At 50.5% G+C, this 15,216-nt stretch carries 15 protein-coding genes; 9 read left to right on the top strand and 6 right to left on the bottom strand.

Annotated elements, in window-relative coordinates:
• Positions 1 to 216: 216 nt before the first annotated feature.
• From ACFQ0N_RS29270 to ACFQ0N_RS29260, 3 genes are all read right to left on the bottom strand, one after another.
• Complete coding sequence (locus ACFQ0N_RS29270) at positions 217 to 882, bottom strand: MgtC/SapB family protein (protein WP_379333128.1); 666 nt, start codon at positions 880 to 882, stop codon at positions 217 to 219.
• 493 nt (positions 883 to 1,375) lie between these two features.
• Positions 1,376 to 2,791: a hypothetical protein gene (locus ACFQ0N_RS29265; protein ID WP_379333126.1), complete on the bottom strand. Its 1,416-nt coding sequence runs from the start codon at positions 2,789 to 2,791 to the stop codon at positions 1,376 to 1,378.
• A 1-nt stretch (position 2,792) separates the two neighbouring features.
• A complete protein-coding gene (locus ACFQ0N_RS29260; protein WP_379333124.1) occupies positions 2,793 to 3,353 on the bottom strand; it encodes a sigma-70 family RNA polymerase sigma factor in 561 nt (186 codons plus the stop codon).
• Between the two features lie 162 nt (positions 3,354 to 3,515).
• Between ACFQ0N_RS29260 and ACFQ0N_RS29255 the strand changes: the two genes are divergently transcribed.
• Positions 3,516 to 4,133 carry a hypothetical protein gene (locus tag ACFQ0N_RS29255; RefSeq protein ID WP_379333122.1) on the top strand — a complete coding sequence of 206 codons (618 nt, stop codon included), beginning with the start codon at positions 3,516 to 3,518 and terminating at the stop codon, positions 4,131 to 4,133.
• Between the two features lie 71 nt (positions 4,134 to 4,204).
• On the opposite strand, the gene ACFQ0N_RS29250 is transcribed toward ACFQ0N_RS29255, so the two are convergent.
• Together ACFQ0N_RS29250 and ACFQ0N_RS29245 are read right to left on the bottom strand one after the other, a co-directional pair.
• Positions 4,205 to 4,825 (bottom strand): SRPBCC family protein, encoded by a 621-nt coding sequence (locus ACFQ0N_RS29250; RefSeq protein ID WP_379333120.1) that lies wholly within the window; start codon positions 4,823 to 4,825, stop codon positions 4,205 to 4,207.
• Between the two features lie 405 nt (positions 4,826 to 5,230).
• The gene (locus ACFQ0N_RS29245; protein WP_379333118.1) at positions 5,231 to 6,142 is read right to left on the bottom strand and encodes a helix-turn-helix transcriptional regulator; all 912 of its coding nucleotides are present in this window, start codon (positions 6,140 to 6,142) and stop codon (positions 5,231 to 5,233) included.
• A gap of 277 nt (positions 6,143 to 6,419) precedes the next feature.
• Between ACFQ0N_RS29245 and ACFQ0N_RS29240 the strand changes: the two genes are divergently transcribed.
• Positions 6,420 to 7,103: a M50 family metallopeptidase gene (locus ACFQ0N_RS29240; protein ID WP_379333116.1), complete on the top strand. Its 684-nt coding sequence runs from the start codon at positions 6,420 to 6,422 to the stop codon at positions 7,101 to 7,103.
• On the opposite strand, the gene ACFQ0N_RS29235 is transcribed toward ACFQ0N_RS29240, so the two are convergent.
• Positions 7,100 to 7,240, bottom strand: coding sequence for a hypothetical protein (locus ACFQ0N_RS29235; RefSeq protein WP_379333114.1), 141 nt, complete (start codon positions 7,238 to 7,240; stop codon positions 7,100 to 7,102). The two genes, ACFQ0N_RS29240 and ACFQ0N_RS29235, sit on opposite strands and share 4 nt — an antisense overlap.
• A gap of 284 nt (positions 7,241 to 7,524) precedes the next feature.
• On the opposite strand from ACFQ0N_RS29235, the gene ACFQ0N_RS29230 reads away from it, so the two are divergent.
• From ACFQ0N_RS29230 to ACFQ0N_RS29200, 7 genes are all read left to right on the top strand, one after another.
• Positions 7,525 to 8,025, top strand: coding sequence for a sigma-70 family RNA polymerase sigma factor (locus ACFQ0N_RS29230; protein ID WP_379333112.1), 501 nt, complete (start codon positions 7,525 to 7,527; stop codon positions 8,023 to 8,025).
• 1 nt (position 8,026) lies between these two features.
• On the top strand, positions 8,027 to 9,256 hold the full coding sequence (locus ACFQ0N_RS29225) for an anti-sigma factor (RefSeq protein WP_379333110.1): 1,230 nt from the start codon (positions 8,027 to 8,029) through the stop codon (positions 9,254 to 9,256).
• A 19-nt stretch (positions 9,257 to 9,275) separates the two neighbouring features.
• Positions 9,276 to 9,722 carry an acetyltransferase gene (locus tag ACFQ0N_RS29220; protein WP_379333108.1) on the top strand — a complete coding sequence of 149 codons (447 nt, stop codon included), beginning with the start codon at positions 9,276 to 9,278 and terminating at the stop codon, positions 9,720 to 9,722.
• A gap of 305 nt (positions 9,723 to 10,027) precedes the next feature.
• Positions 10,028 to 10,813: a creatininase family protein gene (locus ACFQ0N_RS29215; RefSeq protein WP_379333106.1), complete on the top strand. Its 786-nt coding sequence runs from the start codon at positions 10,028 to 10,030 to the stop codon at positions 10,811 to 10,813.
• Between the two features lie 53 nt (positions 10,814 to 10,866).
• Entirely contained in the window at positions 10,867 to 11,658 is a 792-nt protein-coding gene (locus tag ACFQ0N_RS29210) for an IclR family transcriptional regulator (RefSeq protein ID WP_379333103.1), read from the top strand.
• Between the two features lie 178 nt (positions 11,659 to 11,836).
• On the top strand, positions 11,837 to 12,940 hold the full coding sequence (locus ACFQ0N_RS29205; RefSeq protein WP_379333101.1) for a hypothetical protein: 1,104 nt from the start codon (positions 11,837 to 11,839) through the stop codon (positions 12,938 to 12,940).
• A 17-nt stretch (positions 12,941 to 12,957) separates the two neighbouring features.
• On the top strand, positions 12,958 to 15,192 hold the full coding sequence (locus ACFQ0N_RS29200) for a hypothetical protein (RefSeq protein WP_379333099.1): 2,235 nt from the start codon (positions 12,958 to 12,960) through the stop codon (positions 15,190 to 15,192).
• Positions 15,193 to 15,216: the final 24 nt, after the last annotated feature.

Below are 15,216 nucleotides of genomic sequence, written 5' to 3'. Positions count from 1 at the left end.
GAGGCTACGCGGACAGAGGAGCCGTCCGTTTGAGCAAACAACGGAACCGGTGTCCGCGGCCCCGTCATTTGGCCGTTTGTTCGCACATAAAACGGAAGCTCCTGTCCGCTTACGCTCATGCTTACAAGGAATCGCCATTAGGCGTTTTTTTTTGTTTTACAATTATATAGTTTCACCCGATAAATTGTATGAAATTTCTGGGGAAGAAACTGGCGATTATTGAATCTCTACAGATACTACTGATTCGACATCTTGAATAATGGGCAGCAATTGTTCTCTTCCATAGGAACGGGGCAGTTGGATGGCCATTTCTAATTCGATTTCGTCAGCGGGTTGGGAAGAAGTCTCGGCATGGAAGGATAAAATGGTGATCTGTTCCGCCTTGATTAGCTGTTGGATCCGCGTCATGACACCGGGCTCATCATGAAAACGAATAAGGAGCTGCTCTGTCTTCGGAGTAGCAAGCGAGTAGATGCGTCCGTGCAATACAATTTGCGCGATCACGATGATGAGCGTGACTCCACCTCCGACCCAATAGAGTCCGGAGCCAATCGCCATCCCCATCCCGGCGGTGGCCCATATGCCTGCTGCGGTCGTCAAACCTTTCACAGTATTGCGCTGCATAAAGATCATCCCTGCGCCCAGGAAGCCAACGCCACTCACTACTTGGGCAGCAACGCGAGACGGATCGAGCGAAAGATTTTCCCAATGGATCTGATCGATAAAGCCATACTTGGAGACGATCATCATCAGCGATGCGCCTACAGCAACGACAAAATGAGTGCGGATGCCGGCTTCCTTCTTGCGGTTTTTACGCTCATAACCAATAAGGGCGCCAAAAATTCCGGCAACAACGACACGTAACAAATACACTAGTTCCACTACAATCACCTTTCTTTCTTACTTGACAGAATGGACAATCTAAAGGTTTTCTAAACGATGTGGCGTGCAACGGGTAACGCTAAGTATAACAAAACTTGGAATACATGAAAAACGGTCATGTCAAATATATTCTACAAAAAGTACTGACATGCATTGCCGGTGTAAGCATGCTGAATAGGCTGAGAACAGGGCGAAAGGGAACAGCCTTGTTGTCAGCCTATTGAAAGTAACGGTGTGGCGAGCCGAAAAATGCGCTCAAATTGTGTAGTATGTGCAACAAATTCATGGTTGGACGCCAGCTTCCCGCGAATTGTTGCACGATATGCAACAATCTGCTCCTACAGCTTGCTTATGTGGCGATGTTTGTTGCAGAACGTGCAAAATTGTCGGACACTACGACAGAATGAGGGTGCAAATATTGTATTTTGTGCATAAAAAACTACATCATTCCCATATGGTATCCCTCGCCCTGATTAATGAGAAGCAACCGCCCTTACTCCAAGGGCGGCGTCAGCCTTTTCTTCTGATCAAGCTTAATGCTAATTCCTTCCGTCAAACGGTATTGCGGCTCTTTCAGCTCCAGCTCGATTGTCGGCCGATCATAATTGGCCAGACTATAGTAATAGGTTGCAGCTTCGCCGGCTTCATTGAATTCCCAGCCGAAGCCCCCGGTATTGACGCCGTCCAGGTATACCCAGTTCAGCTTCAAGTCCTCTTGCTTATTCGTATACTGCAAGGAAATTTTTAAGGCATCAAAGCTGTTGCCGCTATTTTCATCCTGATGCATCACTCTTTCGACCGAGACGATTTTGGCGGTGGCATCCCGAAAATCAACGGTTTTATTGATCGGCTGCTTTTCGTTCATTTTGGGCACAGGGAGCGTAATTTTTGCGGACTCGCTGCTGTTTAATGTGACATGCGGAACTTCCAGGGCGATCGGCTGCTCATCTTCCGCCAAGTTGAACGAGAAGCGGGTGAGCGGCGAAGTATACGGCTCGTCATTAGCGACATAAGAGCGCTCTCCTTTGGTCGTTCGGAGATGCACGTCGCCAGTCAACGCTTTGTTGTACTTATCCTTGATGAAGGAGTACGGTTTATAGTATAGATCGTGGAGTGGGTAAAGCTCGACATTCAGCTGATTGCCGACTCGTTCGGAAACCGCCGTGACCGACAGATGCTTGCGATAGACGGTAGGGCCGATCTCTTCCAATGAGATGTAGCTGTCGTAGCGAATTAATTGAAAGTCGACGGATAGCGCTAAATTTTCCACGGCCATGGTGTAAATTGTATTCTCCGGCATTTCGCTCACCGGAAGTGTGAAATCGCCAGAAACTGTATAATATTTTTTTCCTATCCCTCGTGTCCAGCCATGAACATCGTATCGCTTGCCGTTGGCAAGCAGACTTACTTTAGGGTTGGCAGCTGCGGAACGCAGTGCAGCTTCTTTATCCTCGGAAGTTATAATGGGAGCAGCACCTCGCTTCTCAATCAAAAGGTTGACTGATATGGATGAATTGGTAGCTGTAGCGTTTTGGAGTGTGAGGATATAATCGTCATTCTCTGCTTTTTTCGGGGCTGCTGACATGCGGTAAAGAAGCCCGCCTGCCGGGTCGACAATGCCATGCCCAGGCACAAAGCCAAACAGCTTGCCGATCGCATCGGCGACAGTCTGGACCCCGCCGAAAGAAACAAGGCTGCCTAGCAAAAGGAGTATAATCGCTGCTGCAGCGGTCAGCCGGTACCACAAGCGCCGCCGTCTGACCGGCTTGAAGCCTGCCTTCTCGTGTACGAGCGCTTTAATCCGCCGCGCGGCTTTGGCATCGGCTTTCATCATCATTTCGGATGATAGCAATTTTTCGGTTTCTTCGGCGTCAAGCTGCTCCATCATCTGTTTTAGCTTGTCATCCATTTCACAGCAGTCCTTTCATCATCGATCTGAGCTTGGCCAGCCCGCGGGATACCTTCTTGTCGACTGTGGCCGGCTTGAGCTGAAGCGCCTCCGCAACTTCCTTTGTGTTTTGGCCGAAATAATATTTGCGGATCATAATTTCGCTGTCCGGCTCGCCAAGCGCCTTTATACCCTCGATCATTGCTTCTCGCGTTTCTTTGTCAACATAATCGTTGCTTGCCTCCGTGCTCTCAGCATCGGCAAGGCCGAACAATTCCTCCTCGGGTAATGTGGCGATTCGCTTATAGTAGCGATTGCTCTTGTTGTAGCGGTTTATGGCTTTTCTGGTCGCCACGAGCGCAACGAAGGTTTTAAGCGAGCTTTGCTGCGGATCGATTTTCGCGCGGCTGCGAAACAGCTCGAAAAAAACTTCGCTGACGCATTCCTCGATATCCTCTTTACTGCAGCTATCCCGCAGCTTGCCGGAGACGATGGTGTATACCAAGCCCATATAAGCATCCATCAGCAGCTGAAGCCCTTTCTCCGGCGAATCGTTCAGACGCTTCAATATGATATCATCCAAGATTGCATCTTCCCCCCTGGCTGTCTCACCTGTCATTCACTATATTCCCGCTGTAACCGTGAAATCTGACAGCAGCAAAAAAAATTATTTTGCGCTTATCAGGAACCTGTCCGCCTTGCAAAACGTTTATAAAGATAAATTGATAGTGGAGGTTTATGTTTAATGTGGAATCCTGTAGATCAACAATTTTACGCCCCGAAGCTGCCTGTGGCTATAGCGGCGATCGGCGACGGTCAGGAAGCGATTTTTATTCGAACTTTGCTTGAACAGTTCAATGTTGTAACGCTGATGCATATGATCGGTACGCCTGGCGATTTTTTGCAGGTGATCGGTCAGGAGGAAAATGCTCCGCCTTATTTGATTATAAGTGCGCATGGCGAGGAAGGGGGGCTTGTATTCGGAGAATATATCGAAGAGATCGATGTTTCCAGCCTTCAGGACGAGGTTATGCCGCCGGAAGTTATCGGCAAGGCAGTCCGGCTTCTGGGAACCGTCATTATCAATACGGCTTGCTCCGGAGGCGTGCAGGCGGCAGGAGAAACGTTCCTGCGCGGCGGGGCAAAAGCCTACATCGCTGCCGATGAAGATGTTAGCGGCGAGGCGACAACGCTGTTCCTTGTTCATTTGTTCCACAAGCTGACCAAGGAGGAGGGCTGCACGCTGGAGGAAGCGTGGGAGCATGCAGCGTCCTACGACGAGGAAAGCCGGCTGTACCGGCTCTATTTGCCGGATGCCGTCTTTAAGATCGGCAGCGATGGCCAAAAGCAGAAGCTGCGCTAAAAACTCGATTAATAGAATGGCATGGCTTGCGGCAAGTCGTTTACACGCAGATCAATATAGGCTAAAGCCAATCATCGGAGATCCTCCTTTGTGTTGGTTTGTGCCAAAATACGAATGATGACTTCGTCCCAATGGCGGCGCATCATCTCGCGCATATAGAGATCGTCAAGCTTCTCCTGATGAAACGAAATCGTCGTCTTCCCGGCTGCGGCCGGCAACAAATAGATTTGCAGGGTAGAGGGGCTGTCCCAGTCATGCCGCTGCCAGGACATGCGGAGCTTCTCATGCAGCTTGACGACGCCCAGCTTGCCGCTCGTTCCTTCCCTGGATGCAAACCGGCTGCCTACTTGCAGCAGGAACGGGGCGACATCGCCGATCCACAGCTTCATACCCTCCGGAGACACGAGGAAATCCCATAGTCGTTCCCGCGGAACAGGGACGGTTCGCCGGACGCCGATATTGAAGCCGACCGCAGCCGTCTGCCCGACAGGCTTGCGTCCCAGGAGCTGTCCGTACATGGCAGCGATGATAGGGATCCATGTATCGTTTACCTTCTGTACCTCCTGCAAATAGGCTTCTATTTCATCATTGGTCGCGGCTCGCCCGCAATCTTCTTTCAGCAGCGCGATCCAATTCTCCCATGATACCCCTGTTTCCGCTTCGATATCTTTTTTGAACAAGGCTCCGGCCATATTAACGTTCCTCCTTTTAAGACCCTGGTAGATTTGATGGGCTAACGAAACGCAGACATGCCTCGCTGTCAGCCTGGCAATTGCCCCTGACTGATCCGTGGAGATGGTTTTGAGGGATCAGCAAGCGCAGCCGAGCGGCGGCTCTGAGGCATGCGGACATACGATCCGCTATTTTGCCGAAAACAGGCGATTTGAAGTTTTGGCGGACAGAGAATCCGTTATTTGCGGACTTTGCCTGATGTTCGCGTTGGTTTGAGGCTAATAACGGAACCTCGGTCCGCGGACCAGTCGTTAGGCACACTTGTGCACAGATAACGGATCTACGGTCCGCTTGAGTCCGCTCAGGTTTGCCGCTTTGCCTACGCTTAAGTATACAATTCAAACCCTGACAGCGGCAGTCAGTGTTTATTTACGCGGCTCTCGATACATATCATAAAGCGCCAGCGCGATCTCGGCCAAGAGTTCTCTCAGCTCTTCTGGCTCAGTCACTTGCAGCTTGCCCCCGTAAGAAAGCAGCATATAGGGCGCTTGCGTGTAAAGCGTAAGTTCATCCAGCGCAAATTCAGCCGCGTATTCTGTCCGTTCGACAAGCGCATGCCCAAACAGCCAGTGCCGGCACAGATTGTCAATCGCTTCAGGGCTGCCTTCAATATAGACGCTGATGCGGCTGTTTTCTCCTTCATGGGATAGCAAGCTCTCGAGCAAAAACTGCCGGGCGGAAAAATGTGCCGGCCTTTGAAAAGATGTTTCGGTTGCGGATAGCCGCTTTATGCGGTCAATGCGGAAGCTGCGCACCTCTTGGCGAAGATGGCAGTAGCCAACCATATACCACTTGCTTTTCCAGTGCACCAAGCCGTAAGGATTTACAAGCCGGGTCTGTATTGCCCCGCCATAGCCGGTCTGATAAACCAGCGATTGGGTAACGTAATTAACGACGGCTTTTTCCAACTCCTGAAGAAGGGCAGTTTCGGCGGTACAGACAGGAGGATGAATAACAGCAATGCCCGGCGCATGGCGGTTCAAAGCTTCCCGCTGCTCCTCACTCGAAAAGCGCTTTAACTTAACAATGGCGCGTTGCAAGACTTCTCCGTACGGGTAACCCGCTTCCTGGGCAAAGACCGCGGCGTGAACGAGCGCCTTTTGCTCCTCCAAATCAAAGAAAAGGGGCGCCTCAGCAAAATCCTCCGGTATCCAGTACCCTCCGGTGCGTCCCGGTTCAGCCGCGATGGGAACGCCGCTCGCGCAAAGGGCATCAATATAGCGGTAAATCGTCCGGACATTCAGCTCCAATTGCTCTGCCAATTGGGCAGCGCTCATTTTTTTTTTCCTGCTCTCAACGACCAGAGAATCGACAGCATATGATCAGCTTTGGAGATGGAAATCACCTTCTTCTACTTGTCCGTATTTTTTTCTGAGTGTAGTTCAGCCGGGCAGGGGAAGTCAAGCGGGCTGTATGGACAGGGGGCAAAGCGGGATGCAAGGCTATAAAGTATGACGCTGTTCATTTAAGCGTGCTTTTCTGTTCCCGAACGGTGGCATAAGTATGCTATTATAGACGAATAAAAATAGTTTTGGAGAGGGAGAGGGGACGACTATGCGCGCTTGGATGAAAATGGCAGGTATCGTCATTATAACAGCGATACTGACACGCTTTGTGCCGTTCTCAGCATTTTTCCGCAATGTGGATACGCTCGTTCATGAACTGTCGCACGCGCTTGTAACGCTCGTGCTTTCAGGGAAAGTCATGTATATTCATTTATTTGGCGACCAAAGCGGGGTGACCTTATCCTCCTATACAGAGCGCTGGATGGCCATTCCAATCTCGCTTGCAGGCTATATTGGAGCGGCGCTTTTCGCAATATTATTGTTTCTGCTGCATGCCCGCAAAAAAGAGCAGGCGGGTCTGGTGGTGGTCGCTGTGCTGGCCGTTGTAAGCCTGGTGCTGTTCGTGCGCAACAGCTATGGCATGATGTGGTGCGGCGGCTTTGCCGCGCTGACGATTGTCATTTGTATGTTTGCACCGCCGTGGCTGCGCAATAGCTATTATTTGCTCATTGCATTTATTTGCCTGGTCGAATCCGTACTCAGTTCATTTATTATTTTGTCTCTATCGTTTGTTGATCCCGAGAAAGCAGGCGATGCCGCAAATCTGAGCAAGGCAACCTATGTGCCTGCATTCGTCTGGGGGCTTGTGTTTACAGGCATTTCCCTTTGGTGCGCCAAAATATCGACCAGTCTGCTGTTCAGGCGCAGCCGGGTCACTGGATCGGAGAGCTAGAACGTATGCAGCAATTCCGGCCAGATGCTGATTTTATTGGTACAATGCGGACAATTAGCAGTGCCGGCAAGCCAGGGAAGATGTGCCAGCAAAATCCAGTCATCGAGCTGCTCCGCTTGCCGGGCAACAAATCGCAAGCTTGGTTCCTCCGCTTCATCCAAATGTCGGGCTTCGATGATCGAAGCCTCTTCTGTATTTTTGGCAAATACAGGATCCTCTCTATATCCACAGGCGATTTCCGCTCTCTTGATCTGGCCATATGTATATCTTCACCGCAAGCCGGACATCCCAGCACATATTCCTCCCCGCTTGAAAAAGTAAACACTAATTTTTGCTGGTCCGCTGGGGTCCGCTCGAATCCGTTATTTTCGATTTTGTAACTTTCTTTCGTTTCATACGTGGATGATGCAGGGGGGAGGAAATGAAGGCCAATCAGCTTGATTCGATTTATGAGCATTATGTTCAAGATGTCTATCGTTATTTGCGCTCCCTTTGCTATGACCACCACACGGCGGAAGATTTGATGCAGGAAACCTTCTACAGAGCCTATTTATATTTGGAAGATTGCAAGGAGGATAAGATCAAGCCCTGGCTGTTCCGCGTCGCTTACAACGCTTATGTGGACTATAAACGGAAAGCCAGCCGCAGCATGGCTCGGGGGCCGGACTATTTTCAGCGATTAGCGGATAGGCATACGCCGGAGAAAGCGGTATTGCAGCAGGAGCAGTGGGATGAAATCGGAAAAATATTGTCTCAACTCCCGGAAAATCAGCGCCAAGCCATTTTGCTTGTTGATTTTCATCAGCTGACCTATCAGGAAGCGGCCAATATTATGGGGATCCGGTTATCCCATGTGAAAATACTGTTATTTCGGGCCAGACAGCGACTACGGGAAGAGAAACGAAAGGACGGGACGGAATGAGATGAGCGAGCAATTCAAAAAACAATTGAAGGCATACGCTGAAGGCAAGCTTTCCGATGAGGAGCGCGCGGCAGTGGAGCAAGAGATCGAAAAAATGGAAGCCTATCAAAGCTATTTGGATGAAGTGATGGGCAGCGATGAACGAAGGGGGGAAGGGAGCGGATCTAGCGAATCAAGCGGACCAAGCCGACCAAGCGGCCAGCGCCGGGTTATCCGCCGGGGAAAATGGAAGGCGCGTATCGTCAATGTCCTGTCCGTATTGGCGGTATTGCTGGTGCTTGCCATTGTCAGCTCCGTCATTACCGGCATTTTCTATGGAACCGGGAAGCCTGCCAGGATTGAGACCTATCGCGACGTAGTCGCCTCGGCGGTCGCTGTTTCCCAGCCGAATGTCACCGTAAGTTCGACCGGCTCAGGCAGTGCCTTTTTTTCGATGGATTTGACGGGAAAGCTGAATAAACGGGTTGGAGACGGGCAGGTAAGGATGGGAGAATTTTCTATGAAGTTTCTGATGAATCACCCGGTGAGCGTTGCTTGGCCAGTCAGCAACGGCGGCAATGGCGGCAATGGCGGTTTTTATTATCCTGTAAAGGTGCCGCTTGACCCTGGCGAGAGGCAGAAGAGGAACAAGTGGGGAGACGACAGACTCGATCACAATGAGTGGGCAAAGCTGGATAAGCTGCCCGAAGGTACAGTAGCCGAGGCTTTCCTGTCATTCAACCAATTTTATACTACCGATGAATTGCTGCAGAAGCTTCAGCCGCTCAATATGGACCCCGTATGGTTTGCCGCCGATACCGGCTTTGATCCTGCAGAGCGCGGCGGCAATGCCGTCACTGATCCGCTCGGATTTCCGTATTACCCGTTATGGCATGCTGAAGATTTCACAATGACGCACTATGAGGAGCAGAAAACAGGCTGGTTCGGTAAGGTGGTTACGAGCGGCGGCTCCTATCCGGCACTTGACGCTTATGGTGATGGAAAGCTGCGTAATGAAAATTTTGTCAACACCTTGCAGCTGCTGCAGCAATACAAGGCGATCACGGCCAAGGCGGCCCCTTTTCTAAATGTGGATCAAGCGTTACAATATATAGAGCAGAACGGTGTCAGGCTTTATGGCGCTGTCGTCACCGGGCCTGTGAAGGAACTGCTGAAGCTTCGCGATGCGGCGTGGGTGAGCCACTTGCAGGTTGGTGAAGTGCAATTATGGAATTGGAATGAACGGGAATAAAGGATAGGAGGTAACAAAGATGACCATTATTTCATACCGTGCCGAGGATCATGAGCGGCTGGTCGATATATGGCTGCAGGCAGTACAGGCAACGCATCATTTTCTGTCGGAGGAAGATATCCAGTTTTACCATCAGATGGTGCGTGATCAAGCCCTTAAGCAAGTTGAACTTTGGACAATGCTTGGTGAAGCGGGAGAGCCGGTCGGATTTATCGGCTTGAGTGGAACAAATGTCGACATGTTATTCGTCGATCCGGACTTTCACAGTCAAGGAATCGGCCGCAGTCTGCTGTCGCATGCGATCGCATTGAAGGGAAGCGGCCTCACTATAGATGTGAACGAACAAAATGAATCGGCGGCCGCCTTTTATAAACGCTTTGGCTTTGTACAGACGGGCCGCTCCGAGCTGGACGGATCGGGACGCCCCTTTCCGCTGCTGCACCTTCGTTTGCAGGAATCGAGATGATGGCTGGGCCATCATCTCTCATGTTCGCAGAAGGGGCAAAAGCAAAATCGATTTTTGAAAACGCTTTCTCGCCTGTGTTTTATTCGGAAAAATAGACATATTCCACTTGGCAAGCAATGGAAAGTTGCAAGTGCCCGCTAGTCAGTCTGCAATAATCTTGTTATATTAGAGTGGAATATTAGTTCAATTTCATATCAATAAACTTGGGTAAGCGGGAAGCCTGCATGCTTCTCATACAGCAGCTAGCGGCGTTATGAAATTGGCTCGTATGACTACAATTTTGTTGGCTGCAGGAGGCGTTTGTCATGATGAAGTCGATCTTCATGCATTACCATTCGAGAGAGGAAATTACAGCATTAGCTAATAATGGCGCTGCAATTGTCGTGCCATTGGCTGCTACGGAACAGCACGGCCCACACTTGCCGGTTTTTACAGATAGCCTCATTTGCGAACATATCGTAACGGAGGCTGTCAAGCAAGCTTCAGCAGCAGTGCCGATTCTGATGACCCCTATTCTAACAGTCGGCTGTTCACAGCATCATTTGTCCTTTGGCGGTACGCTGTCATTTAGCTCGGCTACTTATTTATCGATGCTACGGGATTTAGGGGAGAGTCTGGTAACGGATGGATTTAAAAAAATTATTTTCGTGAATACGCATGGCGGCAATGATCCGATTATGACGCAGACCGTTAACGATTTAGCGGTTCGTCATCCGATCTGGACAGCTTCCGCATCGTACTGGAGCGTCTCGCGGGCAGCATTAAGCAGGACGGATGCGGCTGATGTGGCAATGGTACCGGGACATGCCGGATTATTTGAAACAGCTGCAGTCATGGCGATTAAGCCGGAGCTGGTGCGTAATGAACTGCTGGGGAGCACGCATGCCAAGCGGGAATGGATCAACTCAGGCCCGGCCGGCTCTTTTATTGGCAAGCATGGCGAATTGACGGGAGCTGACGGGTATACCGATGCGCCGCATGGCGCCACAGCAGAAGCGGGCAAGCGCTGGCTGGATGTCATTTCGCAATCTGTAGCGGCATGGCTCATTGCGACAGTGAACGCAATGAATCAGGGCGGGGAATGTGAATAATAAAACACTGCGCAATCGTTGGCTGCCTTTAGCAAAGCAGGAGTGGCCGCAGTATGAAAAAGGAAGGTTCAAAGATGGAAAAGCAATCTCCTAAAGTAAAATCTGCTGATCGGGTATTGGATATTTTCGAATTGTTTACGGGCGAGAAGGAATCCTACAATTTGACAGAAATTTCGAAGGAGCTCAATATGCCCTCCAGCAGCGCTTATCAAATTTTGCAAAATATGCTGAGCCGGGGTTATTTGGAAACCGACAGTTCAGGCAAGCAATTCCGGCTTGGCAATAAAATATTTGAAATCCGCGTACAGCATCGGCAGAGTACATCGATGACGGCCGAATTTTATCAAATAGCGGGAAAAATCGTAGAAGATTTGAAAGAGAATGTGATGCTTGGGGTCCGCAGTGAGGATAAGGTGGTCTATATCGCCGAGAAGCTGGTCGATCAGCCGCTGCGCATTATGACCAATCTTGGTTCAGTGCTTCCGCTGCATGCATCGGCCTCGGGGAAAATGCTGTTGTCGCGAATGCCCGAGGAGAAAATTGATCAATTGTATCGAGGCAAGAAATTGCCGATCTATACCGGGAAGACGATCGCAACGTTGGAAGAGCTAAAAAAAGAGCTTGAAGTCGTTAGAGAAAGAGGGCTGGCGTACAATATCGGAGAGTCTGTGGAGGGAATTCATTGTATGGCGGGGCCGGTTTGCGATATGGAGGGAAATGTAGTGGCTGCAGTCAGCGTATCTATCCCGGCAATTCGTATTACAGAGGAGACATGGCAAAAGACGGCAAGCTGGATTGAGCGGGCGTGCAGGGAAATAAGCAACAAGATGTATCGTCAAAACTAAATCAGACTCGTATTCAGTCACTCTTTGTTCGCAGGTGGAACAAGGAGTTTTTGTTTCCAATCGTCATTTTTATCACATTTGAGAAAAAGTTGCACACTTATGAAAAAATCATTGACTATCTTTTGAAGCGGAGATAAACTTTGCTTAGAGAGTGATTGGCGTAACCTGGAGGTGACAGATGAATAAGGCAGCTCGAAAAAGAATAGCGGCTATTGTGACCGAGTATCGCTTCAACTCGCATGCCGAGGTTATTGTGGGGCGGCTGCTGGCAGCGTTCGACTACATTCCGCAGGTTGAGGTTGCTGCCCTCTATACCGATCAGGTACCTGACAATGATATGAGCAGAGAGGCGGCAGCACGATACGGTATTCCGATTTATAAGACAATTAGAGAGGCGATTAGAGCCGAGCAATCGGGCGGGCCTGTCGACGGTGTTGTCATAATCGGCGAGCACGGGAACTATCCGACGAATAGCAAGGGGCAAATCGAATATCCGAGACGGCGCTTTATGGAAGAGACATTGGCTGCCCTGGATGAGCTGTCACTTGTTGTACCGATCTTTTCAGACAAACATCTTGCCTATCGATATACAGATGCTGTCTGGATGTATGAACAGTTGAAGCGGAGAAATATACCGTTCTTTGGCGGCTCTTCGATCCCGCATACGGATCACGAACCGCCGTTTGACCGGCGCCGGCTGCAGACACTGCAGGAAATCGTCGTCATCAGCTCAGGCGGGCTGGAATGCTACGGCTTTCATGCCATGGAAGTGCTGCAATCGCTTGTGGAGCAAAGAGACGGAGCAGAGAGCGGTTTACGCTCGATCCAGCTGATTGAAGGAGCAGGCGGGGCCGCCTGGGAGGCGATGGACCGCGGCGAGTGGTCTGAGGAGCTTATGCTGCAAGCGCTTCATTCATTCCCTGGGCTGCCGGAAGCTCATCCGCGTGAGCTGGAGCCGGAACCTGCGTTATTTTTGTTAGAGTATTTGGACGGCACGAAAGGCGCAATCATTCAATTTAAACGTTTAGTGGAGCAATGGGGCTTCGCCTTCCGCAATAAGGAGCAGCAGATTTTTGCCGCCAGATGCTTGAGCGGGGAGGAGAGACCGTTTCATCATTTTGAACGTCTGACGCGCATGATTGAGGCTTTTTTAATAACCGGCATCCAGCCCTTTCGGATGGAGCGGACGCTGCTGACAACCGGAATGATTTGCGCTGCAATGGATTCGTTGCATGAGGGGCGCCGGCTGGAGACGCCGGAGCTGCATATTTCATATCGTTGATAATCGGAGGACGCAGGATGGGACAAAATTTATTAGCAGCAATACCGCAGGAGCATACGCGCTTTACGCAGCTTCCTAACGAGCAGGGGCATAATGCAGTCTGGGATTTTGTGCGCTCGCCAGACAACCGCTTCTTTGTTACCGTGTGCGGCGAGAATGAAAAGCCTTTAACGGCTTTATTGTACGAGTACTACCCGGATACCGGTGAGCTGCGCCATATTTTTGATGTTGCTGACGTATGGATTATTGATAAGGAGCAAATGCCGCCAAGTAAAATCCATACAAGCATCGATTTTTTGCCGGACGGGCGCTTGATTATGGCGACGCATAATACGGCCCCTGCTCCTGCCCATAAGCAGTGGATGTTCGAGCAGCATTATGAAGATCAATGGGAAGGATATCCGGGCTCGATCCTGATGATCGTCGATCCGGATACAAATGATGTGCAAGTCAGAGGGATACCTGTGCCGAGAGAAAGCATTTACGGCGGCATGCTCGGCACAGATCCGCGCTATTACTATTTTCTTGGCTATATGAAGGGGCATTTGTATCGTCTCGATTTGCAGACCAATGAAGTCGTCGACTATGGCAAAACAACGGAATTTTCTTCCTGCAGACTGGTCAAGGATGACAAGGGACGATTTTATGGAAGCTCTTACACAGGCGGGTTCTGGCGATTTGATCCGGAGCGAGGCGAGATTGAGGATCTGAAAGTAAGCTTTTTGTCGCCGCATGGAACAAAGCACCGGAGACAGTTTATTTTTGCGCTGCACTCTCCGCGGGGAACAATCTTTATGGTAGACAATATGGATGGGGAAGTGATTGAGCTGCATCCGGATACGCTGGAAGCGACGAGACACGGCTACATTCATTTGCGCGATCATCCGCCGGTTAACCCTTGCGGAATCGGGGGGCTTGCGGCTGATGAAAATTTTGTTCTCTACTATGGGCTGAAGACGCATGATGAATATTGTCCGCTGCGGCTTATACGCTGGGATATATTGAATGGCGGAGAACCGGAAAATCTTGGACTGGTAACGCCTGACGGCAAAGATTCGCAGTACATATGCGAAATGATTTTTGATGACAAGGGCTGGCTGCATATGGTCGATGTTTGCGGACAATTCTCGCCCTATATTTTGGCAGTCGATACGAAAAAGCTGAACGTGCCCGGTGCAGACGCAGAGGCAGCGCAGATTCACCCTTACTATGAGCCGGATTATAATGGCGTCGGGGCGCCGGCCTTTATGCACATTCAAGCAGCGGGTGTCCGCACCTTGCCATTGCATCAGCATATGGCGTGGCGAGATACGGCAGTGAGCCATATGCGAATTATCGGGGATAAGCTCTATACCATCACGGGCAAAGATTGCATTTACTTGGTTGAATCCGGACGTATGGAGGGCACGCCAGGCCAAATACGGAAAGTATACGAGGACGGAGCGCCCGTATCGGCGGTGGATCTGGATGGCGATCAGATTGCGGTACTGGCGGTGGATGGCCATATTGTAACGGTCGATGTAAAGGCCGGGACTGCACAGGAAGCTGTAAAAAATAGCGGATTGATCAAGCTTCACGGCCGTCTGAAGCATCATGAGCTGCTGGCCAGCGATCAGGATGGAAAGGTGTATACTTGCGATCTGCAAACAGGCCAGCTGCATCTATTACGCGGCATTGAGCTCGCATCGGCAGAACAGGCGCTAATTATGCTCGGGAATGACCGCTTGCTATTGTCTGACGGCAATGACGGGCTGCTGCTCTATGACATCGCTGCCGGGCGGGCGGAGACGCTCGGGATCCGCGCGCCTTCTATTAGAGGAAGAGCGTTTAAAGCGATGGTGACTGGCGGCGTGTGTTTGGCGGATGGTACGGTAGTGGCCGGAACTTTTGACGGAATGCTGTTTACTATTGCGCCCGATTTGCAAAGAACGACTGTATATGGCCGGATGTTTTCGACTGGCATGCTTCGCCATTTTGTCCGCCGCAACGATGATGAAGTTTGGGGCGTATACGGAAGCGAGCGGGATATCAGCCATCTGTTCCATTTCTCGCGCGAACGCGGGTTTGTCGACTATGGCAGACCGCGAGTCATCAAGGATAATGCCGAGCTGCGCGATCTCGACACGGAATGGGCTTGCATTCATTATATTTCGACTCTTGCCTATGCGCCTGAACATGATTGGTTATGTATCGGATCGGGAGAACATTACGGCTGTGTCGTGCAATATGAGCAAGCGGTTGCTCCTTGCTAAAGCAGAAATGACAGGTTGAGGTGG

This window comes from Paenibacillus sp. GCM10027626, assembly GCF_042676285.1.
Lineage (GTDB): Bacteria > Bacillota > Bacilli > Paenibacillales > Paenibacillaceae > Paenibacillus_Z.
This window is presented reverse-complemented; position numbering and strand designations above follow the sequence as displayed.

Coding starts and splice junctions, on each gene's coding strand:
- ACFQ0N_RS29215 (WP_379333106.1), top strand. CDS start 10,028: ATGATGAAGTCGATCTTCATGCATTACCATTCGAGAGAGGAAATTACA.
- ACFQ0N_RS29225 (WP_379333110.1), top strand. CDS start 8,027: ATGAGCGAGCAATTCAAAAAACAATTGAAGGCATACGCTGAAGGCAAG.
- ACFQ0N_RS29245 (WP_379333118.1), bottom strand. CDS start 6,142: ATGAGCGCTGCCCAATTGGCAGAGCAATTGGAGCTGAATGTCCGGACG.
- ACFQ0N_RS29255 (WP_379333122.1), top strand. CDS start 3,516: ATGTGGAATCCTGTAGATCAACAATTTTACGCCCCGAAGCTGCCTGTG.
- ACFQ0N_RS29230 (WP_379333112.1), top strand. CDS start 7,525: ATGAAGGCCAATCAGCTTGATTCGATTTATGAGCATTATGTTCAAGAT.
- ACFQ0N_RS29210 (WP_379333103.1), top strand. CDS start 10,867: ATGAAAAAGGAAGGTTCAAAGATGGAAAAGCAATCTCCTAAAGTAAAA.
- ACFQ0N_RS29250 (WP_379333120.1), bottom strand. CDS start 4,825: ATGGCCGGAGCCTTGTTCAAAAAAGATATCGAAGCGGAAACAGGGGTA.
- ACFQ0N_RS29200 (WP_379333099.1), top strand. CDS start 12,958: ATGGGACAAAATTTATTAGCAGCAATACCGCAGGAGCATACGCGCTTT.
- ACFQ0N_RS29205 (WP_379333101.1), top strand. CDS start 11,837: ATGAATAAGGCAGCTCGAAAAAGAATAGCGGCTATTGTGACCGAGTAT.
- ACFQ0N_RS29220 (WP_379333108.1), top strand. CDS start 9,276: ATGACCATTATTTCATACCGTGCCGAGGATCATGAGCGGCTGGTCGAT.
- ACFQ0N_RS29265 (WP_379333126.1), bottom strand. CDS start 2,791: ATGGATGACAAGCTAAAACAGATGATGGAGCAGCTTGACGCCGAAGAA.
- ACFQ0N_RS29240 (WP_379333116.1), top strand. CDS start 6,420: ATGCGCGCTTGGATGAAAATGGCAGGTATCGTCATTATAACAGCGATA.